Raw genomic sequence first — 17796 nt, forward strand, 5'->3', positions numbered from 1 at the left:
ATGAGCGGGTTTTTTATTGGAGAGTAAAAATATGGCAGTGATCAGCGACGTGATGCGCGGCCCATTTGGTGATATTCAACCCAATGTGGTTATTACAATGCGAGCGAAAGCAACAAGTGCCAAAGTATTAGTGTCTAACAGCTCATCTACAGCGACAGACGCTAATGGTAAGTACTCGATGACAGTGTCTCCCGGGGAGTATACGGTAAATGTATCCACTTTAGGTGATGTAGGTGATATCAAAGTATTACCAGACTCAGCTAATGGCACATTGAATGATTTCCTTATTGTACCGACGGAAGATGAATTAACACCTGAGATAGTTAATACGGTAAATACTTATCGTACGGAAGCCGCCCAATCGGCGGCAGCAGCTAAGGGCAGTGAAAAAAAGGTCGCCGAGGCGATTAAAAAAATGGGGGAGGGGGGTATTAAACGACTGCCAGCCACCACAGATTTGAATACCGTAATGACGGCTGGGATTTATATTGTTCCTGGTGGTGTAACTACGCAAGGTTCGTACAATATGAACTACCCTTATGGTGTTGGTGCTGGTTCTGAAATTCAGTTAAGCGTATCAGTTGATTCAAGGGGGGCTGTCACACAATCGCTTCTGGCATCTCTCAATGAGGCGGAGCCTGGTCCTTGGGTGCGTGTCCGTAGCAACGGTGGCTGGAATCGGTGGAGTAGGCCTTTAGATTTGAATACCTTCGACGCTGTAGGAGTACAGCAAAAAAACTTCAATCAGGCTGGCCTCAACGTACACAAACCTGCTACCGGGGTCAGTACAATATGGTACTACGAAGCACCCGACGGTACGAAAAACAAGCCAAACCCTAAAACAACGCCCACGAATAACGAGGGTATTGTCATAAGTCTTAAAAACCCTTCAGCCAGACCTATGCAAGGCGTATTTGGTGGTGTTGTCATTGCTGTTGATAAAGACGGCAGGGCATTTACAAACGTGGATAAGAAAAACCCAGGAACCGCAGATCTGCCATCTGACTTGGATTGGCGTGAGCTGGCGTCGGTGCGGGTCAAAAACTTGCAGAGCATTCCTGACGCTACGGCCGCGACGCAGGTCGAAACCCTTAACAAAATTCTGGCGGTAATGCGGGAGGCTGGCTTGTTGAAAAAGGCTTAGGCTAATGTTGAATGGTCGGGAGAAATCCCAGCCAGTTGAATCCTGAAAACCGCCACTACATAGTAAGCGCTGCCCCGTACCGGCTTCGTGATGTTCGTTTAGGGTTGGGGAACATCGGGAGGGGCAGCAGCAAGAAACTTTCTTTCCTTATCGATCATATCCATATCATTCACCGAGAAAATTCGTCTTCCGCCTGCCATCCCACACATTTATACGGTATAAAAATAGTGTAGAGTTTTACCATGAAAATTTCATTTCTAACGATATTTATGGCTTATTTTTATAACGTGTTTCTCGATTATACCAGTCGCCGTCTATCTTGCATGCTATATTAGAACATCGATATATGCCTGAATTTCCGAATGAATAAAGAAGTCCATGTTCATCAACACCATAGCGATGAACATCATTCAAGGGCTCATGCACATCGAAATATTCCCAAATACCTTCCTTGCCTTTTGGTGCTGGCTGCATATGTGATTCCTCAAAAACTACAACTTCCTTTTGTGTGTGGTTGTAATCATCAGCGAAATATACGATAGCCATTGTAGGTCTCATTTTAACCATACCTTTTGTATTAAAGATTGCCATCTTACCCTAGTGAAGGGATGATTTTGGTACATTTTCAAGCCAACAACTTTTTTCAATGGCATACAACTGTCCCAATCCCTCACTTTACCGTAGCATTCTTGAAAGCCGCAAGCAAACGGTCCGCAGGGCGAGAAGCGGAAGTTGGCAATTGTTCTCGCAACTAGTGAAGGAGTTACTAACATCGCGATGTATTATTAACGAGGTGTGGGCTAACAAAGGTAGTTGATTGAAGATTTGTCATACAAAGCCTTTTGCAGGATGCTTATGTATTTTCGAATTAATTGAAGCAAGCAGGGGCCGGCCCTGCTTAACTTTGTTTATAGAGTAGTCACCAATAGGGCACTTAAAGTTAAATGAAACCATTTCAGTTCCGGTTAGGTAGCTAAAAGACGTTGTAGGCAAATGCCTGAATGTCGGATGCCGCGTCTGCAGTGCTATTGTCAGAGATTCTGATCCTGAAGCTTTTTAGCTTTCTTCTCATGCTTGAGATATTCGCCATTTATCCATTCTGGTTCTTCCCTAATAGCTGATCGCATACAGTGTATTGGGATATCATTCCAGAAAGCTGTAATCGCATCCGCAAACTCTATGAACTGCGTCTCTGTGACCTCAAGTTGCTCATGACACAAGCGAAACCTGTAGCCTCCTGGAATGTTGATATTGTGATAATACTCAGGATGTGCGGCAGAAAGCTCCCGATGAGCATGACCATCACCATGCTTATAAACATTGACAACCTGGCGACAGATATCGATTTTTTCGTAATAAGCCTTGCCGGCTATGTTCATCCCAATCCATTCAAGAATTTCAATTAGCCTTGGGAAACCGATGTCCCAGAACATTGATTTTACAGATTCATGGTCGAGCCAGTGGCTGAATTCACGGATACACTTCTCGCGGAGTTCCTTATCGAACTGATGAAACATTCCTGCTGTCAGAGCAAGTGAAACCGTATTTTTCATGTCGCTGAGAGCAAGCCAGTGTGAAATGCCTTCATCATGAGCCTGTTCCCTGATAGCACCTTCATCGTCATAATCGGGGTTAAAGCGCTTACCTGCTTCCATATAGTAATCTTGTTCTTTCTGCTGGGCTTCAACTTCAAGGTCAGAATCGCTAAACTGGGCAAAGAGACGTTTTCTAGCCTCAGCAACATAGAAATTGTGCTTGTCGAGGAAGTAAGGTCGATCAATGGTTGCAAAATAAAAAAGTGAATAATCCTTGTCGCTCATGGGAATCTCCCTAGGTTGCTGTTGATAAAGCTTTCAGTCCACATCTGCAAAAAAATACCAGATTTTCGATAAGGATATCAGTGTGCCCTGCAACTTTATTCATTGGGAATTCGGGCAGACTCTCATGCTTCGCACTACGTCAGGCAACTGTTACTGTCCGGTCCCTCTGGACTAGAGCTTTCCACCTTTCTGCAGCAGCCTGCCCGTCTGCGCCGAACACTCACTCCTTCTATTTCGCTGACTGTGGACTTAAGTTTGCTTATTAAGACAATTCGGCCTTAATGTCTGTTATGTCAGCTTCACGCACTTTACTGTCAAAATCGAAGGGCCAAATGTTGGGATGCAAGTGAAAGTAATGATGAACGGGCATGGAAAACATGCTGATTTTTGCGCGTACACGACCGAAATTTTCCCGAATAAAAACGAAAACTCTTATAACTATATGAATTTTATGGATTTAAATAGAAGGTGTTGAGAGGTGTTTTTTGATGGGTTTTAAGCTTAACCAATTGAATGTAAATGATTTTTTGTCTTAAAAACGCATAAAGGATTCGTATTCGGTCTTTTTTTATGTTGTTGATTTTAAAGGTAAAATTTCTAAAAACTCGAATTTACTCGAATTTTACTCGAATTTTGATATTCGGTCTTTTACAACATCACGTATTCTTTCCCCCTCGTATCGAGATACTTATCGGTCATTTTCACCGATTTGTGCCCCAACAGTTTCATCGCAAACTCCTTACCTCTTTCCTTCTCATACAGTCGTCCCGCAAGGCTTCGGATCTCATGGAATGTCGGCGGAGAATCCTCAAAAGTAATCCCTGCCTTTTTCCTGGCTGCTACAAATTTCTTGGTTAAACTATCGGGGTTAAGCGAACCATCAGGGCTATTTTTTCTGATGCCGGCACTGATCATGAAATTTGTGGTACTAGCCGTGCGGCACCGATCAATCACGGATCCTAATTTCAGTCCCAATACTCGCAATTCCAGATCGAGAGGTACGGAGATCATTGCCCCCGTTTTTCCCTGATTGATCTGTAGACGACCATTAACAACGTGGTCGAAACGGATAAGCGCGATGTCCTCGCGCCTTTGGCTAGTTACCAGCGCCAGATCCATCGAAAGACCAAACCATGAGGGTAAAGTATTGGTTGCTTCACGAATGGCAATGTACTGTTCTAGTTCCAGCCGTTCGCGTTTAACAACCAGCTTGGCAGAACGCGTTGGGGTAACGGGGTTGCTCTCGATATGACCTTCTACAATAGCCTCGCGAAACACGTCAGAGAGTACGGAACGCATGGTTGCTGTTTATCCTGCACTACCCAGAATTCGAGGAATTCGGCAATCTGCCGGGTTGTAATCTTTGATAACACCATATCCCCCATCTTCTCGCTGATAATGGCGATCTGTCCTTTGCGAACTTTGTAGGTATTCTCAGCCAGCTTACGGCGTTTAAAAATGACATCGTATCGCTCAAGCCACGCATTTAAGGTGTATTCGTGGGTGCCCTTGATTTTTTCCAGCAACAACACCGGGGAATAATTCTGTTCGATGTAATGATTGGCCTCGATAGCCTGTGCAATCGCATCCCTTCGTGAGATTGGCCCCAGTGAAATTTCCTTCTTCGTGACAGGATTGCGCCAATAGAAGGATTTACCTTTGCGGCGATAGGTCAGGTTTTTGGGTAACTTCGTGTCATACCCTTCCCTTCGCTGTGTCATTGATTACCTTTTCCATGAACGCGGCTCGTGCTGGCTCCGCGCTCTGTGCATCTTTGATTTTCTTGCCGAGAGCTAGATCGTTAGGATTGATATAGATCACATCGGGTTTAACGCGTTATCGCCTACCGTGTCTCAGGGGCAGGGTAGATGTTGCCGTTCCTGGCCCACCGCTGGAGTGTCTTAATCGAAGGTCGTGTTTCTACCGAATACGCTTCATTGCCCCCATTCTTCTAACGACAGAAATTTAGCCATTAGTCATGCTCCTACACACAACCGGCCAAGATCTTAACCATAGCCTAAGTTGCGTTTTGATATTCAAAAATCAGTTTTCAGGTCTGTAAACGTCGCCACAAAACAATACGGCTTTGGGACGTAGACGCTGGATTGCGTCAATCATCTTTTCGCATTCAGCTTTTGTTGGGTAAATCCGTTCTGAAACCGGAAGCGCTTCGCAATGGTCGTAACCACAAGCGCTTACTAGCAAAATGAAGCCGATCAGCATATTCACTCCTTAAACTCAGGGCGCATATCATCGAGTATGATCTGGAAACGTTCGAGATCGTCAGCGCTTAAATCACGCTCAGAGCGACGAACCAGGGCTTCGATATCAGTAAAGTCTTCATAAGAACGGCAATCATCTAACTGAGTGCTGATAGTGGAAGCCGCAAGGATCTGCCGGTGACGTTTCACCACATTATTTTTAAGTTCAGTATAATCGGTAATACCTAATTTCTGTTTCAAGTCTTCAACTTGCTCCCGGATCGCCTTGGTCTTCTCGGTATCTTTGGCCTGTTCAATGGTTGCCTGGATTTCAGCCGCAATTCCACCACTATCTACAGAAGGCGTGCTGCTTTGGTGAGGGGGTGCTGGTGGCGTGTCTGCCAACTGGCTGACACTTACCCGTGTAGCGGTTGTTTCGGGATTGATTTCTTTTTCGTTACGTAGTTCGAGTTCATCAATCATATATGCCCTGATGCGCGGTGATACCGAGGCCAGTGAACGTGCCACGGTCCTGGGTTACGCAAACGGCGGGTTGGTTTCACGGCGGTTGCCATTACTCAGTCTGGGGCGCAAAGCCGTGACAGCCAAATGCCGCAAGTCAATGTTTACATCGATAACGGGGATTAGCAGGGAGAAGAGCGAAAATCTGAACGGTCATACATGACGCAGTTGCTGACGGAAAAACTATCGACCGTAGAGGCTTTGAAATTAATCATGAGATTATAGTCGCAATAATGGAAAAACTTAAAAAAATCAACTATGGGGTGCATCCGAGAGATATCATAACTAGATATAGCGACGATATCGAAAATGTAAAAATACCGCTCCCAAGCGGGGTGCGTGATGACTTCATTAGAGTTTACTTAAAGCAAGTGAGTAAATAGGTTTTAGAGTAGGAAAACTGCCAATTCAAGTGGCCTTTAGCCGCTTTTATTCGTGTGGACAAGTGGTTATACGAAAATATAGAATCAGATGATTCAACTACACAAGGAGTTAAGTGATGAAGTACGTCCTAATAGCACTATTAATCGCGCCGTTAACTGTCACTGCATCAAATTTAGAAAAATGGACAATGATCGACAACAGCATTCCTGTGCTGCGAAATTCAGACCCTAATACCCCCGTTGAGATAATGCTTGGGAATGAAAATAGAGAAGTTGTTGCTATTATCGACAAGCGAGGGCCTGGAATTCCTGAGACAATCTGTTACAACGATGGTGAGGCTAGGGGAGTGCACCCAATTGGTTTTTATGTGATCAACGATAAAAAGGTTAAAATGCTTGGCTATTGTGTGAGCGGTGATGGAATAATAATTCCTGAAACTAAAGAAGGGAAAGATTACATACATGGTTTAGTATGGTCTGGCGTCCCAGTCACCATTGATATGCTGAATGGGACCAAGCTTTCTTACCCCGCATCTGATATTGAAGATCTAAAGAGTAAAATAAAGTAAGTAAATGAAGCCATGTAGACCACTTAGGTGGACTTTTTAATTGGCGTTGTGGCCCCGATTATCAAGGCTATGATTGTGGCGAATTGGGAGACTTTTGTGGCACTGGCTCGGCGTAACGGATGGATAGTGGAACACAAGGACGATTTCGCGGCAAAAATATCAATGCTATTAGCCTGAATTACAGATTTTATGAAACCAAACCCGCCATTGAGCGGGTTTTTGAAAACATGGCAATAGAAACTTTCACTCGGCGTACTCAGGGGCAGCCTGAGGGTAGCTATGAACAGTGCGTGCGTTCCGCGCAGTTCGGCGACGGCTGCAAGCAGGTTTCAGGTAATGGGCTCAATATTGAAACTCAGAGCTGGCCGCTGTTGTTCTCCGGCTAGAGAGCTGAAATGCTTCCGATAATGGCGTTCATCCGTCGTCATACCACGAAATCATTCATCTGGACGCCGCCATATGGCGAGACGGGGTTAATCTCAGCTATTCATGCTTTTAGCGGAAGAAATCAATAAGGGAGACGCTTACAACGTGTTATGCATCTTAGAGCTCAGGCGGCAAACAGCAAAGTTGGAATTTATTAGGTGTTCATTAGCCGCTTCAGGTAGTGCGGATGCCGCCAGTTGAAATCCTGAAAACTGCCACTACATAGTAAGCGCTGCCCCGTACCGGTTTCGTGATGTACGTTTAGGTTTGGAGAACATCGGGAGAGGGGCGCAGCAAGAAACTTTCTTTCCTAATTGATCATGCCCATAGCCCTCAGACTGAGAATTCTCCTTCACCCATCGTCCCACATGCCCCTACCTGATGAAAAAGTGCAGTTATGCTACTGTGGAAATCTAATTTTCTATGTTGGCAATACAGGCATTAAAAATTTCCCCAAAAGCATTGCGTTATGATTGTTTTATATTCAATAATTTCAAGATTAATCTAAGTCTTCATAGGATGCGACTGTGGGTGCCAAATTCATACTAAGCCTATTTTTGTTCTCATTGTTAAGTTTTCTATCTTGTCATGATGCAGGTGCGGCCAAGACGGGCACAATTACGGTGAAGTTTGGAGAAACAACGGAAGATACGTTCAAAAAAACGCATCCTACATCAGTAAAGGTAGGTTTTAATAAAGCGCTGAAAGGTAACATTTACCAAGAAATGCCTAACTTAAGCGAAGAGGTGCGTAAGGATATAGTCCCTGAAGATCTCGAGAAAGTTTCTGTACTATTTGATGAAAATAAAGATTTGGTTGCATTGCAACTGAAATTTAACGAAGACGGTTTCAGCGTGGGCAGATTTGCATTGGTAAAAAAATATGCGGTCATAACTGAGGGAAAAACAATTTTCGGTACTAAATATATAGAGTTGTACAACGAAGACGTTTATATTTACCTTATCACGCCATCCTACTTTTCAGGCTCTACCCTGTTCTTTATAAGAAGTGACAGTAAAGAAAAAATTCTACGAAACGCTCCTAAGCGTATATTGGAGAATAAGGATGAACTTCTTGAGTTCATGGAAGACAAATGCTTTACGCCATAATATTAACCTTGGTTATTTAATAAGTAAGCATATGATTTTTGTGAGTAACCGATATTAGGCTGTTACTCATAATGGCGTTTCAATTTTTAGAATATATGTCCCATATGCAAATGACATCGTGATCTTACCCACAAACAATGGACACACGGCAAAGCGAGGTTCTGGTTTTAAAACTATTCTGGACTGAGGCCACCACAAGCACTGTGGCGACGCCAGTGATTGTAATCACACGCGATATAATCAAACACGGCCGTTCGCATTATTTCCCAGTGGGCAAAGTGCTCGCCATGGATACATTCCACCTTCACCGAATGATGGGGCTGAATTCCGATTGGCCTACCTTGCCAGCGTCATTATTGGATTTCTTGGGATCAAGTATTTTGGCAAATTTATTAAATACATCGCAGACAGGAAAACAAGGGGGATCCAATGAATATTAGCAACAAAGGAGTTTAATTGATTGAAGGCTTTGAAAAATTGGAACCGAAAGTTTCTCCCGTTCCCGCTACTGGCGGTAAACCTTGGACTATCTATAAAAACAATAATCATTTTTTCATGCGGTGTTCCCTTCCTTGTATTTCGCTGAAATCTGAAATCACATCGCAGTTCTAAATTTAATCAACATGCTGCCTGATATTTAAACAGTATTCAGAATTTGCTTATTGGGTAGAGTATGGAACTAAGCCATGTATCGATCAGGAAGATAATCCTGAACGGAGTTCTGGGGAAAAATCGTCAATAAGTTTAAATACCGCCTTCGAGATGTTTCATATGCGAACCAGAAGGACACCTTTCTTTGCTTCGCTAAACGTGTTCAAAACGAAGGGGGGTCAGCTCCTTCTTTTGCAAATCTTTCACAGTATTAAATCCGTTGATAGTCCAAACCGAAGTGGTATTGTAGTTTACTTATTGATAATAAAGGAAAATTGTGTTTAAAGCATCGTTTGCTAGCCTTGCAAATTTCCACTTTACTCATGTGTGAACAGGTGAAAATTTAAAATATATTTATTTATCAATTTGTTGATTGTGGCTGAAAAATGTTCGGCTCATCGGATTTGCAGGTGGCAGCACAATTTATCAATGCACCCGTTTACAAAAGATGTTAACAACGCTATTGTTTACTTGAAATCGCATTTTAAATGGAACTTAAAGCATGAATAAGCGTTCTCTTCTTTTGTTGGGCGTTATATCCTTCTCTCTGCTAGGCTGTTCTTCGTACACTGTTGGTGGAAACCAAGACAAGTTTACGAGGGAGCATGTTACGAAAAATCTTATTGTTGGCAAAACCACCAAGAACGATGTGATACGTAATTTTGGTCAGCCAGATCCCGATAATGTAGCATTATCTTCAGATGGTACTGAGACTTGGTATTATTACGGTAAAAGTGGGTTTGATTTACTGAGCGCAGCGGGATCGTTAGTTCCTGTATCTGGTGCGTCTCAGGCAGCATCAGTCACAAAAAATGCGACAGAAGACAAAAAAGGTCGTGATTCTTTAGCGGTACACTTTGACAAGAATGGTGTTGTGTCATCTTGGAGTAGATAACTCAATTAAAACCTATACCCTTCATACTTCAAGTTGCTTGGGTGTTGGCTGCGCTTACTCACCCCAGTCACATAGTTATCTATGCTCCTGGGGCTTCGCAAGCTTGCCACCTACAAGCAACCCGAATTATTTTGAGTATAAGCTAGTTTGCAGTTGAGAAATCCTGTATTAAATAGAGGCCTCGCATGTTCCGGGGCTGATATATATGCTTAACCTCCATGAGCGCTTCGCTAGTGGGGGTTTTTAGTAATACTGCAAAACTTCACGTTCATTAGTCCCATTATCAGCTATAAAGTCTTCTATCCCCACTGCTGGAGTAAAGCCGCCATTGCTAGCTTGGTGCTGACTACGTTTGTGCGGCCTATTTCCTATTTCGCTAATAGTTAAACTTTTTGTTATACAAATTTTTCAATGACTTTGAGTGCTATCCTTTCTGCCTACACACAAAAAGGAGAAACCTGTGAAAGTCATCGTTCCAATTTTGTTAGCATCCTTGAGTTTTTCTGTGGTAGCTGCTGAATCAGCTAATCCGCTTAGTGTCCATATTCTTAACCAACAAACGGGGCTCCCATCAAAAGGGGTTGTTGTTGAGTTGGAAAAACAAGAAGGGAGTGAGTGGAAACATCTTGCTGACGCAGTGACTGATGACGGTGGCCGCATAGGCGCATTATACCCTTCAGGCAAGGATATGAGCGTTGGCGTCTACAAAGTGACGTTTAAAACTGGGGAATACTTCTCCGGTAACAAGCAGGAAACTTTTTTCCCGGAAATTCCTGTCATCTTTAAAGTGACAACCGTAAATCAAAAGTTGCACATCCCTCTGCTACTCAGTCAATATGGTTATTCAACCTATAGAGGCAGTTGAGCGGTAGATCGTTAGTTTCAACGGATATTAATGAGGCCGGGAGATTTCCCGGCACTTTAGCCTTGTCTTGTTCGTCTATCTCTTCAGTGGCTTTGCCCAGCTAGATTTGCCACTTATCTAATCATCTAGCTCCTTGCATTACACGATTACGGCTAATTTTGCTGGTATATTTCCATTGCCTGTTTGCCACTGGCACCGTGGTGGATAATAGCCATCAGGGACTTAACCACCTGTGATGGATTGCGATGCTGATACACATTACGTCCATAGACCATGCCGCTGGCACCTTGAGCCATCAGTGCCGCAGATTTTTCTAGCACCTCTGCCAGTTCACCTTTACCGCCTCCGCGTACCAATGTTGGGCAGCGCGCCGCCTCAACGATACGGTGAAAATCCTCGACCCGCTCAGTGGGATCGGTTTTAACGATATCTGCCCCAAGCTCTCTTGCCAGCCTGACCAAAGGGACCATTTTTTCTACATCGCCCAACGAACCGTAAGCAGTTCCTTGTCCAGCAGGAGCCATCACCAGCGGCTCGACCATAAGTGGCATTGCGTAGCGCTCGCAAGCATGGCGCAGGCGTCCAATGTTTTCCACGCATTGGCGGAAAATATCTGGTTCATTAGGGATCATGTAAAGGTTTACCACTACTGCCGCAGCATCCATCTGCAATGCGGCCAATATCGGAGCCTCGGGATTATGCAGCACCGCCCACATTTCACGGTGGCGACTAGCGTTATAGGCGTTACCTACATCGGTACGCATTACTAATGCAGGTTTGTTGCGTTGCTGCAGATTCTGCAACAAATCTGCCTGACCATAGTTAACCTGGATAGCATCCGGCTTTGCTGCTATCAGGTTTTGCATCACCTGTTCGATATCTTCCAGGCCAATCAAGAAATCAGGTTCATTAGCGATGCCGTGATCGATGGCAACATCAAGACATTTGCCGTTATTAAACAGGCGGTTCATTCGTACTTTGTTGCTCAATAGCATGCCACTTCCTCCAACGCACGGGTTTACTTCATTATTGCCGAACGATAGCGAACCTAACAAACCCTATGTGCAAATTACGTCCCTTAACAAGAGGAATTACTGCAGGGTGACTCAGGGTACAAGAAACGTCGACCGATGCGATGACGTTGCGGTCAATTGTTATATCTATGCCATATTTTTGTTAATTACTCATTCCAAAGAGCATGTTTCGCTTGTTGGGGTTTAAAAATTTCAATAGTTATAATTTATAATTTAATCAGATGCTAAAGGTGATATCGCCCAACAGATCCAGCAAGTGGAGAACTTTGTCAGTCAGGGTGTGGATGCCATTATCCTCAATCCAGTTGATACACAGGGGGTTAAACCGATGATCAAGCTGGCGCAAAACGCCAAATCAACCACAAGATGGACGAGATTTTTGCCATAACCGATGAGGTCAGCATATTTCGTGACGGTACCTCAATTGCCAGTGATAAAACCGAAAACCTGACTAAAGAATCGCTAATTACCATGATGGTAGGGCGTGAGTTGACGCAAATGACCGCCAGCGGCGCTCGCGTGCAGTTAAGGGACACAGCCTAATCTTCTTTGGCCAGTAGTTGTTTATTCTGCCAACTGAATATTTTGTGGGCCCAGTCTACTCACCATCGCAGGAATATCGACGGTATCTATCTTATCTGCTTGCAGGTATGACCGTGCATAATCGAGATAAACTCCCGACTGTAGAAACAGAATGAACAACTCTCGGTCCAAGTGATTTTCATTCACCATATGAACCATGATATTCAGAGACTCGGACAACAGTTTCCCTTTCTTATAAGGCCGGTCGTCCGCGGTCAGAGCCTCAAATACGTCGGCAATTGCCATCATTCGCACAGGAATACTCATCTGTGTATAGTTCAACTGGTAAGGATAGCCTTTACCATCCATGCGTTCGTGGTGACCACCAGCAATCACCGGTACGTTTGCCATCGCCCGTGGGAAGGGCAGTTTATCCAGCATAATAATTGTTTGCATGATGTGTTCGTTGATTTTAAATCTCTCTTCCTCAGTCAGGGTCCCTTTTCTTATACTCAGGTTGTAAATCTCTCCATGGTTGTAAAGCAGTGCTGGTTCTTTGATTTTGAATTGATACTCTTCAGGCAGCCTACTCTTGCTATCCCTATAGATGATATGTTCTTCCTTATCTGCCAACATGGACTCCTGGATGGGGAGGGAGGCTGCAGGGAGACGCTGTTTGCGTTCTAACTCTTCGCGGGACACTCCCGCAGTATCATCCAATGTTCGTGTCCATTGATATTGTGCAATTTGCTGGATCCGGGCTAGCGCGCTGTCGGAGATAAACTCTCCGCCAATATTACATTGGGCGATAAAGTAGAAATCATCGTCTAACTGGCGCAGTTCATCATTCAACGACTGTTCCTCCTCAATACTGGCTGGTACTGAGGAGTGTTTGCGCAGATAGGCAATTTCTTTTTCACGTTTCAGAACTTCAAAGCGCATACGTATTTCATGGATGCGATCGTAAATCAGCTCCAGCTTGGTCGATTTATCGACAATGGCCTCCGGCGTAGTTATTTTCCCACAGTCATGCAGCCAACAGGCGGTATGCAATTCTTCCCATTCATTGTCCGAAAGCGTAAAGGAGGCAAAAGGGCCCACTTCTGCTTCAACGGCTGCTTTAGCCAACATTTGCGTGATGACAGGCACGCGTTGACAGTGGCCGCCAGTGTAGGCGCTCTTGGCGTCAATCGCTCCAGCGATCAGCTCGATAAATGCGCTCAAAAGATTTTTTTGTTCTTGCAGAAGGTGCTGCGTTTCTATGGCTACTGACAAACTCCCTGCCAATGCGTGAATCAACTGCATTTTGGCGTAACCACGTTCAGCATTTAATTCCTGAGGAGGAAACAGCAGTAAAAAACCCATTAGCTGTTGATCATGGGTTTGCATAGGAACGGCAATATAGGGCAGTGGTAAATGAGAACCGACGAAAGAAACTAGCGGTTTGGGGATATTTTCGTTTTCAAATATGCCGGTAAGGGTTTCGCCTTCCAAGATTTGCCAGAGTGGATTGGCATTATCTTTATCGAACTGTAGCGATGAAATATCTGAAGCGCGAACATTTCTACCGGTCCAATTGCAGGCAATGGGCGAGAAGTTCCCTAGCTCTTTGTCGGTGATGAAAATAACCCCCCCTTTCAGGGTGGCTATCTTGGTCGTTTCATTGAGTAACCCTTGCATTTGTTCTGGGAAATTGTCTTTAGCGGACAACAGGCTACCCATAGAGATAAACTGCTTTAGCGTCAGTTTCATTTTTGACATAGCTTTATGCAAGTCATCAACTTCTTCAATCACAGAGCTTTCGTCTTCCCGCTCATCAAAATACAGATTGCTGATTGCGTCGGCATCGTGGCGTAAGCGAATCAGCGGACGAGAGATGCGTAATGAAAAATACCAAACCAATGGCAAGCTGACTAATAACAAAGTAAAGGCGATCAGCGTTGAACGATTTCGAATGGAATTAGCATCAGCGGTCAGATAATCTGATGGCGTAGCAATCACCAATTGATACTTATTGCCATTATCATTGAGCCGTACTACGGAACCATACCAGCCCTGGCCTTCGGCAGAAAACAGAGAGCTGCTTGCATTACCTGCTTGGTGGGCTTCCAACAGTTTTTCTAGTACAGGGAATTGCTCGATTTTATTATTTTTACCTGCCTCGTTCTGCTTTATTTGGGGAACGCTGGCGATGGTTTCATTAGCGAAATTGACAATTGCCGCCTGGCTTCCTGGCGGAATATTACGTTGAAGAAACTGTGACAGTGAACCTAGAGATACATCAAGTCCGATAACGGCCTGATTATTATTTTTAGCTTGAATGCTGAAGGTGAAACCGGTCTCTCCAGTAAATTTGAAGGTATAGAGTGGGGAGGTAATGAGATTCTGACTTTTTGCGGCAAGCATATACCAACTACGCTTACGCGGATCAAAGCTATCGTTCTCCATTGTTTTTTCAGAGATAACTTTCTGATTACTATCAAAAAAGAATATGCGTTTTTCTGGTGAGCTGTCTAAAAATTTATTGCTTTGCACTACCCATTTCGCGTTATCCGGGGCCTGGAACAATTCACGGTTACCTTTATACAAACGCCAAAGCACGAAAAAGTCGCCATTGGGGTAAGCACTATAAATTGCAGTGGTGTAATCATTCTGTTTCAGCACTTCAAAGAATTGATTGACAAACTTCATTCTGCTCTCAAGCGAAGTCGCCTGCATCATTTGCGAGTCTGCGAGAAGATTTACCGACATCACCATGTTACGAGTAATGGCATTTAGCTCCGCGGCAATAGCCTCACCGGTTTTTTGATACTGCCTGTTAGTGCTGTCCTCGGTAAGTTTTGATAGCTGGCTATGACCGAAAATAACAATCGCACTACCAATTGAGACGATCAGTAATGTAAAAAGTGCGGCAATCTGGATATGTAAGGGATAGCGGCTTTTGAACCGCATCTTTTTGTTTTGCATACTCGTTGCCTCGGATCCAAAAATTCACCTTATCTAATCATAGACGAAATGAAGAAAGGTTATGCCTTTCATACTTTAGGCCGTGTCCCTTAATTGCCCGTGGTGCCGTCGCAGACCCAAAAGCCCGTTATCAAGGCGGAGGGTGAAGGGCAGAGTGGCCCTCTGTTCAAGCCCGACAACACAGAGAACGGGCTTTTGGGGCGCGACCCTTCGGGCTGGGGCCATTTACGCGCATTGCGGCGTTGTTCGCCGCTTATTTGGTCCACCAAACCTCGCGGCTCACGCCTTGCCCTGCGCGAAAATGACCACCAGCGGCGCTCACGTGCAATTAAGGGACACAGCCTAGGCCGTTGGCTTGTTGAGTTTGTTCGGTGATCGGTTGGACAAAAGTGCCGCCAGGCTAACGATAGTGAGCCAGAGACATGCCTTAAAGCCCCGATATCTTCAGCTCAGTGAATGAAAATCATACCGAGCGCCATTTTCATGCGAAATGTCATGGAATTTTATCAATTTTAACCACTATATTTACATGGTTATAACCTTACTGATATCTGCCTACGCCAGCCATGATAAGGGTGATAACGCCGGCAAATGATTTTTTTCATTGGGCCGCGTGCCTCACGTGCAATTGAGAAACACGGCCTAGTCAGATTTTTTGGAAAGGAAATCTATGAACCAATTTATCGTTGCAGAATCTGAAGCCTGCATTGGCTGTCGAAGCTGCGAGGTGGCTTGCGTAACAGCACATCATCAGGGGGCCTACCCCAGCCAGCGCGAATATTTTACCCCAAGAGTGAAAGTTATTCAGAGCCCCAAGGGCAATACGGCGGTGTTCTGCCACCACTGTGAGGATGCCCCCTGTGCCAACGTTTGCTCTACCGGAGCAATCATACAAACTGATGCCAGTATTCAGGTCAGCCAGGAAAAATGCATCGGCTGCAAAGCCTGCGCGGTTGCGTGTCCTTTCGGCATGATGACAGTGGTTGTAGAAACGGTGCAACCGACTAACCACCGTCTGGCTGAAAGCTATCAGAAGGTAGAAGCGCAGAAGTGCGACCTTTGCAGTGAAATTAACCAGGAGCCAGCCTGCGTTCGTGCTTGCCCGACGCAGGCGTTAAGCCTCGTTGATAGCCAAATGCTGGTTGAGCAACAGCGCGAGAAACGTTTACGTGCTGCTGCCCGCGATCATCACAGCCAACTGTTTGGCAGCGCCGCCAATCAAAAGATGGTGGATAAAGCGAGACAAAAGCCGAACCGTAACTTGCTGCAACAGCCGCGGGCTCCGAGGCTGGAAGCGAGCAAAATCCCGCTTTCATTGCGTAAAACAACGTTTGCAGAAATCTATCAGCCATTCAATGAGCAGCAGATCCAGCAGCAGGCCGATCGCTGTTTGAGCTGTGGTAAGCAAAGTATCTGTTCCTGGACCTGTCCTCTACATAATCAGATCCCACAATGGATAAAATTGGCCAGTCAGGGGCGGATCTGGGAAGCCGCGGAGTTGTCGCATCAGACCAGTAGCCTGCCTGAGGTCTGCGGCCGGGTTTGCCCGCAGGATCGGCTATGCGAGCAATCCTGTACGCTGAATGAACATGGTGGCGCCGTCACTATCGGTAATATCGAGCGATACATTACAGAAACCGCTTTTGCTATGGGATGGCGGCCAGATATGTCGGCCGTTAAAGATAGTGGCAAACGTGTTGCCATCATTGGTGCAGGCCCCGCAGGCTTGGGCTGTGCCGATATTCTGGTCCGTCATGGCATCAAGCCTGTGGTATTTGATCGTTACCCAGAAATAGGCGGTTTGCTTACCTTCGGTATTCCCGCGTTCAAACTGAAAAAAGAGGTGATGGCCAGAAGGCGTGAAATCTTCACTGATATGGGTGTGGAATTCCGCTTGAATACTGAGATAGGCAAAGATATCTCGATGGAAGCCCTGCTGAATGACTACGACGCCTTATTTCTTGGCGTTGGAACTTATAAATCTATGCGCTCTGGCTTGGTCAATGAAGATGCGCCTGGGGTATATGATGCGTTGCCATTCCTGATCGCTAATACCCAGCATTTGATGGGGTATGCCGATAACCCCAAGAGCCCGTATGTCAGTATGGCGGGTAAACGTGTGATTGTATTGGGCGGCGGTGACACGGCCATGGACTGCGTACGTACTTCATTGCGTCACGGGGCGACACAGGTGACTTGCGCCTATCGGCGTGACGAAAAGAGCATGCCAGGTTCGAAACGGGAAGTGAAAAACGCACGAGAGGAAGGCGCAGAATTTATGTTCAACCTGCAGCCACTGGGCATAGTGGTCGATGAGGACGGCAATGTCAGCGGTATTGAAATGCGTCGCACCGAGATGGGGGCTGCCGATAGTCAGGGCAGACGTCAGGCGGTTCCAGTTGAAGGCTCTGAACATATCGTACCGGCAGACGCCGTGATTATGGCCTTTGGCTTTAGCCCGCATAGGATGGGATGGCTGGCCGAGCATGATGTCGTATTGGACAAGCAAGGGCGAGTCGTTGCGCCGACCATTGCGGGCTACCCCTACCAGACCAGCAACCGCAAGATTTTTGCTGGTGGCGACATTGTACGCGGTGCCGACCTGATTGTTACTGCGATTGCTGAAGGGCGTAAAGCTGCAGAAAGCATTGGTTATTACCTCAACGTGTTATAAGCGCGGCCCAAGGA

Annotated in this window: 13 protein-coding genes and 5 pseudogenes; 9 read left to right on the plus strand and 9 right to left on the minus strand. The window is 45.4% G+C overall.

The window, feature by feature from the left end:
- Positions 1–31: 31 nt before the first annotated feature.
- Positions 32–1144, plus strand: coding sequence for a prophage tail fiber N-terminal domain-containing protein (locus SAQUA_RS10320; protein WP_380673228.1), 1113 nt, complete (start codon positions 32–34; stop codon positions 1142–1144).
- A 267-nt stretch (positions 1145–1411) separates the two neighbouring features.
- On the opposite strand, the gene SAQUA_RS10325 is transcribed toward SAQUA_RS10320, so the two are convergent.
- From SAQUA_RS10325 to SAQUA_RS10350, 6 genes and pseudogenes are all read right to left on the minus strand, one after another.
- Positions 1412–1690 carry a hypothetical protein gene (locus tag SAQUA_RS10325; RefSeq protein WP_380673230.1) on the minus strand — a complete coding sequence of 93 codons (279 nt, stop codon included), beginning with the start codon at positions 1688–1690 and terminating at the stop codon, positions 1412–1414.
- A gap of 485 nt (positions 1691–2175) precedes the next feature.
- The gene (locus SAQUA_RS10330; RefSeq protein WP_380673232.1) at positions 2176–2964 is read right to left on the minus strand and encodes a hypothetical protein; all 789 of its coding nucleotides are present in this window, start codon (positions 2962–2964) and stop codon (positions 2176–2178) included.
- Between the two features lie 648 nt (positions 2965–3612).
- Positions 3613–4685: pseudogene (locus SAQUA_RS10335) on the minus strand (tyrosine-type recombinase/integrase).
- Between the two features lie 122 nt (positions 4686–4807).
- Positions 4808–4870, minus strand: coding sequence for a hypothetical protein (locus SAQUA_RS10340; RefSeq protein ID WP_380673633.1), 63 nt, complete (start codon positions 4868–4870; stop codon positions 4808–4810).
- Positions 4871–5007: 137 nt separating this feature from the next.
- A complete protein-coding gene (locus SAQUA_RS10345) occupies positions 5008–5187 on the minus strand; it encodes a hypothetical protein (protein WP_380673234.1) in 180 nt (59 codons plus the stop codon).
- A 2-nt stretch (positions 5188–5189) separates the two neighbouring features.
- A complete protein-coding gene (locus tag SAQUA_RS10350; protein WP_380673236.1) occupies positions 5190–5648 on the minus strand; it encodes a hypothetical protein in 459 nt (152 codons plus the stop codon).
- 538 nt (positions 5649–6186) lie between these two features.
- Here SAQUA_RS10350 and SAQUA_RS10355 point away from each other — a divergent pair.
- From SAQUA_RS10355 to SAQUA_RS10365, 3 genes and pseudogenes are all read left to right on the plus strand, one after another.
- Entirely contained in the window at positions 6187–6639 is a 453-nt protein-coding gene (locus SAQUA_RS10355) for a hypothetical protein (RefSeq protein ID WP_380673238.1), read from the plus strand.
- Positions 6640–6866: 227 nt separating this feature from the next.
- Positions 6867–7115 (plus strand): annotated as a pseudogene (locus SAQUA_RS10360) (phage tail protein); the annotation flags it as partial.
- 477 nt (positions 7116–7592) lie between these two features.
- A complete protein-coding gene (locus SAQUA_RS10365) occupies positions 7593–8174 on the plus strand; it encodes a hypothetical protein (RefSeq protein WP_380673240.1) in 582 nt (193 codons plus the stop codon).
- 173 nt (positions 8175–8347) lie between these two features.
- Here SAQUA_RS10365 and SAQUA_RS10370 read toward each other — a convergent pair.
- Positions 8348–8488: pseudogene (locus SAQUA_RS10370) on the minus strand (IS3 family transposase); the annotation flags it as partial.
- Positions 8489–9327: 839 nt separating this feature from the next.
- Between SAQUA_RS10370 and SAQUA_RS10375 the strand changes: the two are divergent.
- Positions 9328–9720 (plus strand): hypothetical protein, encoded by a 393-nt coding sequence (locus SAQUA_RS10375; RefSeq protein ID WP_380673242.1) that lies wholly within the window; start codon positions 9328–9330, stop codon positions 9718–9720.
- 460 nt (positions 9721–10180) lie between these two features.
- Complete coding sequence (uraH, locus tag SAQUA_RS10380) at positions 10181–10585, plus strand: hydroxyisourate hydrolase (protein ID WP_380673244.1); 405 nt, start codon at positions 10181–10183, stop codon at positions 10583–10585.
- A 152-nt stretch (positions 10586–10737) separates the two neighbouring features.
- On the opposite strand, the gene SAQUA_RS10385 is transcribed toward uraH, so the two are convergent.
- Positions 10738–11580, minus strand: a complete 843-nt coding sequence (locus tag SAQUA_RS10385; RefSeq protein ID WP_380673246.1) for a class I fructose-bisphosphate aldolase — start codon at positions 11578–11580, stop codon at positions 10738–10740.
- A 259-nt stretch (positions 11581–11839) separates the two neighbouring features.
- Here SAQUA_RS10385 and SAQUA_RS10390 point away from each other — a divergent pair.
- Together SAQUA_RS10390 and SAQUA_RS10395 are read left to right on the plus strand one after the other, a co-directional pair.
- Positions 11840–11974: pseudogene (locus SAQUA_RS10390) on the plus strand (substrate-binding domain-containing protein); the annotation flags it as partial.
- Positions 11974–12120: pseudogene (locus SAQUA_RS10395) on the plus strand (hypothetical protein); the annotation flags it as partial. The pseudogenes SAQUA_RS10390 and SAQUA_RS10395, both read left to right, overlap by 1 nt.
- A 63-nt stretch (positions 12121–12183) precedes the next feature.
- On the opposite strand, the gene SAQUA_RS10400 reads toward SAQUA_RS10395, so the two are convergent.
- The gene (locus SAQUA_RS10400) at positions 12184–15108 is read right to left on the minus strand and encodes an HD domain-containing phosphohydrolase (RefSeq protein ID WP_380673248.1); all 2925 of its coding nucleotides are present in this window, start codon (positions 15106–15108) and stop codon (positions 12184–12186) included.
- A gap of 670 nt (positions 15109–15778) precedes the next feature.
- On the opposite strand from SAQUA_RS10400, the gene aegA reads away from it, so the two are divergent.
- Positions 15779–17782 carry a formate-dependent uric acid utilization protein AegA gene (gene aegA / locus SAQUA_RS10405; RefSeq protein WP_380673250.1) on the plus strand — a complete coding sequence of 668 codons (2004 nt, stop codon included), beginning with the start codon at positions 15779–15781 and terminating at the stop codon, positions 17780–17782.
- Positions 17783–17796 lie beyond the last annotated feature (14 nt).

The sequence above is a fragment of the Serratia aquatilis genome (genome assembly GCF_044865145.1).
In the GTDB taxonomy this organism is placed as follows: Bacteria; Pseudomonadota; Gammaproteobacteria; order Enterobacterales; family Enterobacteriaceae; genus Chania; species Chania aquatilis.